Origin of the sequence: Paraburkholderia sp. (assembly GCF_049581445.1) — a bacterium.
Classification (GTDB): domain Bacteria; phylum Pseudomonadota; class Gammaproteobacteria; order Burkholderiales; family Burkholderiaceae; genus Paraburkholderia.
On sequence record NZ_JBAURZ010000299.1, the window covers coordinates 1 to 8,585 of the forward strand.

General features: G+C 61.6%; 9 protein-coding genes and 1 pseudogene. 3 read left to right on the forward strand and 7 right to left on the reverse strand.

Translation table 11 applies throughout. The features are described 5' to 3' along the window. The 3 genes and pseudogenes from WCA85_RS24755 to WCA85_RS24765 form a co-directional block, all read right to left on the reverse strand. A pseudogene (locus WCA85_RS24755) lies at positions 1-132 on the reverse strand (phosphate acyltransferase PlsX); the annotation flags it as partial. A gap of 129 nt (positions 133-261) precedes the next feature. Beyond that, positions 262-441, reverse strand: a complete 180-nt coding sequence (gene rpmF, locus WCA85_RS24760) for a 50S ribosomal protein L32 (protein WP_062633572.1) — start codon at positions 439-441, stop codon at positions 262-264. Between the two features lie 99 nt (positions 442-540). Further along, a complete protein-coding gene (locus WCA85_RS24765; protein WP_424067492.1) occupies positions 541-1,185 on the reverse strand; it encodes a DUF177 domain-containing protein in 645 nt (214 codons plus the stop codon). 255 nt (positions 1,186-1,440) lie between these two features. Between WCA85_RS24765 and WCA85_RS24770 the strand changes: the two genes are divergently transcribed. Continuing rightward, entirely contained in the window at positions 1,441-2,058 is a 618-nt protein-coding gene (locus WCA85_RS24770) for a Maf-like protein (protein WP_424067493.1), read from the forward strand. Beyond that, on the forward strand, positions 2,055-2,774 hold the full coding sequence (locus WCA85_RS24775) for an SAM-dependent methyltransferase (RefSeq protein ID WP_424067494.1): 720 nt from the start codon (positions 2,055-2,057) through the stop codon (positions 2,772-2,774). Before WCA85_RS24770 ends, WCA85_RS24775 begins: the two co-directional genes overlap by 4 nt. Positions 2,775-3,016: 242 nt before the next feature. Here WCA85_RS24775 and WCA85_RS24780 read toward each other — a convergent pair whose 3' ends face one another. The 4 genes from WCA85_RS24780 to WCA85_RS24795 are packed head-to-tail and all read right to left on the reverse strand — an operon-like array spanning position 3,017 to position 6,094. After that, positions 3,017-4,009 (reverse strand): S49 family peptidase, encoded by a 993-nt coding sequence (locus tag WCA85_RS24780; protein WP_424067495.1) that lies wholly within the window; start codon positions 4,007-4,009, stop codon positions 3,017-3,019. An 18-nt stretch (positions 4,010-4,027) separates the two neighbouring features. After that, the gene (locus tag WCA85_RS24785; protein ID WP_424067496.1) at positions 4,028-4,420 is read right to left on the reverse strand and encodes a Rieske (2Fe-2S) protein; all 393 of its coding nucleotides are present in this window, start codon (positions 4,418-4,420) and stop codon (positions 4,028-4,030) included. Next, positions 4,417-5,076 carry an HAD-IIIA family hydrolase gene (locus tag WCA85_RS24790; RefSeq protein ID WP_424067497.1) on the reverse strand — a complete coding sequence of 220 codons (660 nt, stop codon included), beginning with the start codon at positions 5,074-5,076 and terminating at the stop codon, positions 4,417-4,419. Before WCA85_RS24790 ends, WCA85_RS24785 begins: the two co-directional genes overlap by 4 nt. Next, positions 5,069-6,094, reverse strand: a complete 1,026-nt coding sequence (locus WCA85_RS24795; RefSeq protein WP_424067499.1) for an RluA family pseudouridine synthase — start codon at positions 6,092-6,094, stop codon at positions 5,069-5,071. Before WCA85_RS24795 ends, WCA85_RS24790 begins: the two co-directional genes overlap by 8 nt. A gap of 732 nt (positions 6,095-6,826) precedes the next feature. On the opposite strand from WCA85_RS24795, the gene WCA85_RS24800 reads away from it, so the two are divergent. Continuing rightward, positions 6,827-8,585 (forward strand): Rne/Rng family ribonuclease (locus WCA85_RS24800; protein WP_424067498.1); only part of this gene is annotated, 1,759 nt, incomplete at its 3' end.

Below are 8,585 nucleotides of genomic sequence, written 5' to 3' on the forward strand. Positions count from 1 at the left end.
GATCGCGGGCTCGATGCCCACGAGCAGCAGGTGTGCGTCGGGATGCGAACGCACGAAACTGACGGCAGCGGGAACCGTCACGGCCGGGCCGTGGTCGCCTCCCATGCAGTCGATGGTGATCTTTACAGTCATGGAGTGCGACGAATTTCAGGCACAAAAAAGCGGCAGTGAAATGCCGCCTTCTTGTCGTACCGAGGAAATGTCAAGCGCGAGCGACCGTAATTCAAGACGGTGACGCGAGACGCGATAAGCGTCGTACGCTTAGTCGTTCTTCGTCTTGATGACTTTCTTGCCACGGTAGTAGCCGTTCGGGCTCACGTGGTGACGCAGATGCACTTCACCCGTGCTCGGCTCAACTGCCAGCGGCGCTGCGTTGAGGAAATCGTGCGAACGGTGCATACCGCGCTTCGACGGCGACTTCTTGTTTTGTTGGACTGCCATGATAACTCCTAAAAATTTTCCGAATTCTAACACAGCCCGATACTGCAATCGCCACTGGCCGTATGGCCAACGCGCCGCATCGCGCTCCTATGCAACTGTTTAGTGCTTCTTGTCGCCAGCATCACCCTTTTTGAGGGCCTCGAGCGCCGCAAACGGATTAGGCCGATCGGGCTCACCGCCCTCTCCAGCTTCGTCCGCCGCAGCTTCGTCGCCCTCGCCCTCATCACCCGCCCCCCCTGACACGAGAGACTCGTGCACTTCGGGACAGACTTCGTGCTTAGGCACCAGCGGCAAATTCAGCAGCAGCTCTTCTTCGATCAAGTCGATAAGATCGAAATGGCTTGAACCCACGATCACATCGACTTCATCCTCGTCGAGCGGAAACTCTTCGGCTTCCGCCTCGGTGTTGACGATCCGGTAAATCGCATCGACGTTGAACGCCTGCTCATACGGCGTGAGACACCGCTGGCACTCCAGCCATGCCGACCCGTGAACCGCGAGCCTCAGATAAGGCTGCGGACCTTCGGTGCCGTCGTCCTGCAATTCCGGCTGCGTCGTCCCTTCGGCCTGCCAGGTGAACGCGCTATCGCCGTCTGGCGCTTCCGCCGGGACTTCGTTTAACATGCGCGGCAGTTGCGAGACGCGCACGACACCCGCGGCCTGTCGCCCACTACGCGCGAATTCGAAGAGATCGAGATCATGCGGGTCGGCGAGACCTGCAGGTTTGCCAGGATGTTCAGTCATGTGCGCTCCTGCGTCGGCACGGATTTAGCCGGAGTAAATCGGCATGAGGCCTTGTTACACATGGACGCGGCAAGTAGTGACAACCCGCGGACGTCCGATCTGCAGCCAGGCTGAAGGCGCCTGTAACAGTGCCAACAACAAGTACATACCGATGAAAAGCCCAAAATCATATCCGTTTTGTCTTTTCGAGTCAAACACTTAAGCCCGCACACGCCTAGGCCCGTGCGGCCTGCCCTCTTTCCCTGTTCGTTCACTATGCCGGATACCCCTTCCCGCCCGCCACGCTTGATCCTGGCGTCAAGTTCACGCTACCGCCGCGAGCTGCTCGAGCGCCTGCGCGTCCCGTTCGACGTCGTCGTGCCGGCGCTCGACGAGACCCCTCAGCCGGGTGAAACCCCCGAAGCGACGGCCCTGCGCCTCGCCGAAGCCAAAGCGCGGGCGGTCGCCACCGGTCTCGCGAGTGGCGAACACGCCCTCGTGATCGGCTCCGATCAGGTCGCCACTTACGATGGCCTGCAAATCGGCAAGCCCGGCTCGCATGAGAAAGCGCTTGCGCAACTCCAGGCAATGCGTGGCCGCGAGGTGTTGTTCCATAGCGCGCTGTGCCTGTTTGACAGCCGCAGTGGCGACGCGCAAACGCTCGACGTGATTACGACGGTGCGCTTCCGCAATCTGTCGGACGTCGAACTGGAGTCCTACCTGCGCGCCGAAACGCCTTACGATGTGGCGGGCAGCGCCAAATCAGAAGGGCTCGGCATCGCCTTGCTTGAGGCAATCGAATCCGACGATCCAACCGCATTGATTGGACTACCGCTGATCGCGTTGACAAGCATGCTGCTGGCAGCGGGTTTTCCACTTTTGGGGGCGCGATGAGCGGCACACTGTATTTGATTCCGAACACGCTCGGCGAAGGCGACACCGAGGCGCTCGACGCCGTGCTGCCCGCACCCGTACGCGCACGCGCTGCCACGCTCAATTACTACATTGGTGAAAACGCGAAAACGACCCGTGCGTTCCTGAAGAAAGTCGGCACTGAACGGCCCATTCAGGAAATCGAGATTCGCGAACTGAATGTGAACACGCCCGCGGGCGAGATCGAGAAACTGCTGGCGCCCATTCTGGCGGGCACGGACGCGGGACTCGTGTCCGAGGCCGGCTGCCCGGCCGTGGCCGACCCGGGCGCGCTACTGGTACGCCGCGCGCACGAGCGCGGCGTCAAGGTGGTGCCGTTCGTCGGACCGAGTTCGATTCTGCTTGCCTTGATGGCTTCCGGCCTGAACGGCCAGAGCTTTGCGTTTCACGGCTATTTGCCCGTGGATGCCACCGAGCGGGCCAAGCGGCTGCGTGATCTGGAGCAGCAATCGCGCAAGGCGAAGCAGACCCAGATTTTTATTGAGACGCCTTATCGCAACAAGGCGCTGCTCGATACGCTGCTGGCGACCTGCGCGCCGTCAACGCTCGTCTGCGTGGCAGTGGATTTGACGCTGGAAAGCGAGACGATCGCCAGCCGTTCAGTGGCGGACTGGAAAAAGGCGAAGCCGATTGATCTGCATAAGCGTCCGGCGATTTTCCTGCTGCTGGCCGTTTAACCGAACTGTGAACGACTGCCGCGGGCCACGGCCACGACGGTCGACCGCTCCTCCAGATCGCTTGGGGGCTTAGGGGCTCGAGCTACGGGCCAACTGCTCGATCGCCCGGAAGCCATAGGCCGCGTGCCCCGCAACTCGTCAGCCCCAAGTTCGTCCGCCCCGCTCCATGCGCCCCGGTCGGACGCTCGTCGGCCCGGAGTCAGTGCTCCCGGGGCCACCAGTCGCTCGTCAGCCCAGGCGCGTCAGCGCAGACTCATCTTCCCGCCCAGCACCATCGCGTGAACCGCCGCGCCGCCAACCGCCGCGCCGAACTTGCGCGCCACACGATCGGTGATGCTTTCCTTCACCGTATAGTCGACGATATCCGGCGCCTTGATGATTTCACGGGCCACGTAGTCGGCGTCGCCGAAACCATCGGCAAGACCTAGGTCCACGCTCTGCTGACCCGTCCAGAACAGCCCCGAGAAGATGTCCGGAGTTTCATGCAGGCGCTTGCCGCGGCCCTGGCGCACTGCGTCGATGAACTGCTGGTGAATCTGGTCCAGCATTTCTTGCGCATGTTGGTCCATCTTCGGCGTCTCCGGCGAGAACGGGTCGTAAAAGCCCTTGTTTTCGCCTGACGTGTGCAGACGCCGCTCGACACCGAGCTTGTCCATCAACCCGGTGAAGCCAAAGCTATCCATCAGCACGCCGATCGAGCCGACGATACTCGCCTTGTCCACGTAGATCTTGTCTGCAGCCGCCGCGGCATAGTAGCCGCCAGATGCGCACATGTCGCCGACCACCACATACAACGGAATCGACGGGTATTTGGCCCGCAACCGCGTGATATCGCGATTGATGATGCCGGCCTGCACCGGACTGCCGCCCGGACTGTTGCAACTCAGGATCACGCCCGCGGTGCCGGCGTCGTCGAATGCGCTCTCCAACGCTGAGTCGACATCGTCGGCGTTCGCATTGGTATCCGCCGCGATCTCTCCATCAAGTGAGATCAGCGCGGTATGGCGCCCGGTGGTCGCCACCTTTTCGCCGGAGAAATCGAACGCGCCCCAGATCACCAGCAACAGCAAAATAATGAAGACGAAGCGGAAGAAAATCTTCCAGCGACGTGCCGCGCGCTGCTCATTGATCGCAGCAAGCGCGATCCGTTCGAGCGCGGCACGCTCCCAGCCCGGTTCGTTAGACGGGGCAGGCGTACGCGGTTGATTCGAATCGGGAGTGAGATTGTCGGACATGCGTCGCAGATCAAAGAGTCAGGGAGTGACCGGACGCAGGTCGGCGTCCGGCAGCCAGAATACCGCGCGGCCATCCGGTGTATCCCGTTCTTCAACCTGAACGGGACGCAGCCTGCCGCCACGGCACGGACCGCCGACACACTTACCGGTGTCCGGCGCGTAAATTGCGCCGTGCGTGGCGCACATCAAGTATAAACTTGAAGATTCGAAGAACTGACCCTCAACCCAGTCGAGTTCCATCGGAACGTGCGCACAACGGTTCAGATAGCCGTATGCCGCGCCGCCGTAGCGGACGAAAAACACCACCACGTCGCCACCGGCGTACTTTGCGTCCCGCCGCAGACCCTCCCCGCCCTCGATGAGGTCGTCCGAGGCGCAGATTCGCACCGGATCCATGGCGAGCTCGCTCATGCGTTCTCGCGCAACCAGGTTGACAGCGCTCTCACGTTTGGCGCCACAAACCGGGGCTCGAGTGCCGACAGCGAGGCAGCCGGGTGAGCGCCGTAAGTCACGGCAATCCCGGCCACACCAGCGTTGATCGCCATCTGCAGGTCATGCGTCGTATCGCCGACCATCACCGTGCGCGCCAGATCTTGCCCCAATTCGCGGGTCAATTCATGCAGCATCGCCGGATGGGGCTTGGAAAAGGTCTCGTCGGCGCAACGCGTGCCGTCAAAGAGGCTGGTAAGCCGCGCCTGATCGAGCGCCCGGTTCAGGCCCACTCGGCTTTTGCCGGTTGCGACGCCCAGCAGATACCCCTGATCGCGCAACTCCTGCAGCATTTCGCGCACACCGGCAAACAGCTCAGTCGTCTGATCCTTCACCAGATAGTGGAAGCGGTAACGTTCCGCGAGGCGCGGGTACTCGGACGGATCGAGGGTCGGAGCGGCGATTTGCAGCGCGTCGCGCAGGCCAAGGCCGATTACGTAACTCGCCGCTTCGTCCGCCGGCACCGGCAAGCCGAGGTCGCGGCAGGCCGACTGGATGCTGCGCGTGATGTGCGCGGTCGAATCCATCAAGGTGCCGTCCCAATCGAAGACGATCAGATCAAATTGCTCTCTAGCCATGCGTGTCCGTCTCCGGGTTTGACCCTTGATTTATTTCATTAAGCTGATCGACAAAGCGCCGGCATTCGGACGGCAACGGCGCCTCGAACTGCAGCACTGCGCCGGTTGCGGGATGCGCGAGTTTGAGCCGATACGCGTGCAAAAACATGCGTTTGAGGCCCGGACGCGCATTCGTGCGGGCCAGATCCTTGTTCAGCGTGAAGTCGCCGTATTTGGCGTCGCCGACGATCGGCAGGTCCAGATGCGCCAAATGGACCCGTATCTGATGCGTGCGGCCCGTCTTCAGTTCCGCCTCGAGGAGCGCGTAGTCTGGCCACCGCTTCACCAGGTTAAACACCGTATGCGACGCCAAACCGTCAGCCTGGACCCGCACGCGGCGCTCGCCGTCAGCGGTCAGATACTTGTGCAGCGGCTCCTTGACCGCCCGCCGACGCCCCCAGTCGCTCGCCCACTCACCATGAACGCACGCATAGTAGCGCTTATCCATGCGGTTCTCGCGGATCTGCTCATGCAGGTTGACAAGCGCCGCGCGCTTCTTGGCCAGCATCAGGACACCCGACGTCTCGCGGTCGAGCCGATGCACCAGTTCGAGGAATTTCGCCTGCGGACGCGCCTCGCGCATCTGTTCGATCACGCCGAACGCCACCCCGCTGCCGCCGTGCACCGCGACGCCCGCCGGCTTGTCGATAACCAGCATGTGCTCATCTTCGAAAATAATTTCGAAATTGGCAGCCGGAACAGGCGCCTCGCGGGTGGCCTCGGTGCCTTGGGCCACCCGGATGGGGGGCACGCGCACCAGATCGCCATGAACAAGCCGGTACTGAGCATCGACCCGGCCCTTATTTACGCGCACTTCCCCGCTGCGCAAAATGCGGTAGATATGGCTCTTCGGCACGCCTTTACAGACGCGTAAGAGGAAGTTGTCGATGCGCTGTCCGGCCGCGCTGTCGTCGATCTCGATCATCGAGACCTGGTCACTTGCGACCGATTTCTGGGATATTTTGCCTAACTCTTTCATTCTGAATATAATTTGCCCAGCAGTCTGCGGCGGCCGGCGCATTGTCCGGAATTCCGGCGGATTGCGCAGGTGCAAGCGATAAACAGTCATTTTACTTGCGCCCGGGTCTGGTTGCTCACCCGCATAACGAGATGCAACACGTTGTACGCACGGAGTCAGCACCCGGCAGGGACGGCGCCCACAGGCGCGTTCGGTCAAGGTCAACTCCGACGGTAACGGAATTTTGGTAAAAAAGAATTTAACTGCGAGCCTTGGTAACGGGCGGTTTGACGCCCTGCAGGACGAGGCTTCCGGTTGCGAAAATACGGCGTGCGCCCGAGGCGTCTTGTAGAAAGTACAAGACATGGCGACGTCAAAATGAGGCGAGACACCCCCGGCGAGAAAAGACGCGCCCCTTGCGCGAACTTCCCGCTGCGGCATGACCGCAACCTTCGACCCTCCGGTCACGCGCCCAGTTGGCGCACCGGCGCGAGTGGATGAAGGCGTATGTAGGTCAGCCGGCAGAACCCGCGGCGTGTCGGGTCGTTATTTGAAGCCGTGTTCGCATGTGCCCTGCGGCACCGTGTCCTTTTTTGACGGACCGGGCCCTCTCAGGCAATTCTCCCCGCCATTTTTCCCGCTCCAGCGTGCTTGTGAAAACACAATAAGGCGCGGCATGCCGCTGCCCTGATCGTTCTTTGCGTCTGACAAACGTGAAGGCGTGGGCACGCTAAGCCGCTCTGGAGCCGTTCAATGAAACGCATGTTGTTTAATGCGACGCAGCAGGAAGAACTGCGCGTTGCCATCGTCGATGGGCAAAAACTCATCGATATCGACATCGAAACCGCCGGGCGCGAACAGCGCAAAGGCAATATTTACAAGGGCATCATCACCCGCATCGAGCCGTCGCTCGAAGCCTGTTTCGTCAACTATGGCGAAGACCGTCACGGTTTTCTGCCATTCAAGGAAGTCGCCCGCCAGTATTTCCGTGACGGCGTCGACATGCGCTCCGCGCGCATCCAGGACGCCCTGCGCGAAGGCCAGGAGCTGATCGTCCAGGTCGAAAAAGAAGAACGTGGCAACAAGGGCGCCGCCCTCACCACCTTCATCTCGCTCGCCGGCCGCTATCTTGTTCTGATGCCGAACAACCCGCGCGGCGGTGGCGTGTCGCGCCGGATCGAAGGCGACGACCGTCAGGAACTGCGCGAAACCATGGCGCAACTGCAACTGCCGGAAGGCATGAGCATCATCGCGCGCACGGCCGGTATTGGCCGCTCCGCCGAAGAGCTGCAGTGGGACCTGAACTACCTGATGCAACTGTGGCGCGCCATTGAAGCCGCGTCGCAAAGCGGTTCGAGCGGTCAGCCGATGCTGATTTATCTCGAATCGAGCTTGGTCATCCGCGCGATTCGTGACTATTTCCAGCCGGATATTGGCGAAATCCTCATCGACACCACTGAAATCCATGATCAGGCCCGCGCCTTCATGGATATCGTGATGCCGGATAATGTCAGCAAGGTGAAGCGGTATCACGACGATGTGCCGCTCTTCTCGCGCTTTCAGATCGAACACCAGATCGAAACGGCGTACTCGCGCACGGTGCCGTTGCCTTCGGGCGGCGCGATCGTGATCGATCACACTGAAGCGCTGGTCGCGATCGACGTGAACTCGGCGCGCGCCACCAAGGGCGCCGACATCGAGGAAACCGCCGCGCGCACCAACCTCGAAGCCGCCGACGAAGTGGCCCGCCAGTTGCGCCTGCGCGATCTGGGCGGCCTGATCGTGATCGACTTTATCGACATGGAGTCGGCCAAGAGCCAGCGCGAAGTCGAACAACGCCTGAAAGACGCGCTCAAGCACGACCGCGCGCGCGTCCAGATGGGCAAGATCTCGCGCTTCGGCCTGATGGAACTGTCCCGTCAACGTCTGCGCCCGGCCCTCTCGGAAGGCAGCCACGTGACCTGCCCGCGCTGTAACGGCACGGGCCACATCCGCGATACCGAATCGTCCGCGCTGCAAGTCCTGCGGATCATTCAGGAAGAAGCGATGAAGGAAAACACCGCGGCAATCCATTGCCAGGTGCCGGTCGAAGTGACCGCCTTCCTGTTGAACGAGAAGCGTGCCGAAATCAACAAGATCGAGTCGCGTTTCAAGGTCAATGTCGTCCTGATTCCGAACAAGCACCTGGACACGCCGCACTACAAGCTCGAGCGCCTGCGCCACGACGATGCACGCCTCGACGAGCCGCGCGCCTCATGGAAGATGGCCGAAGAAGCGGCCCGCGAACTGGAATCGGAAACCGGCTACAGCAAGCGCACCGAGGAAGTGAAGCCGAAGCAGGAAGCGGCGGTCAAGGGCATTACGCCTGAGAAGCCGGCGCCGAGCGCGCCGGTTCGCCCGACTGCAGCGGCTACGCCCGCGCCTGTAGCGGTCACGCCGGCTGGCGGCGGCTTTATTGGCTGGCTGAAGAATCTGTTTGGCATGGCACCGGCTGCTCCGGCGCCGGCAACAC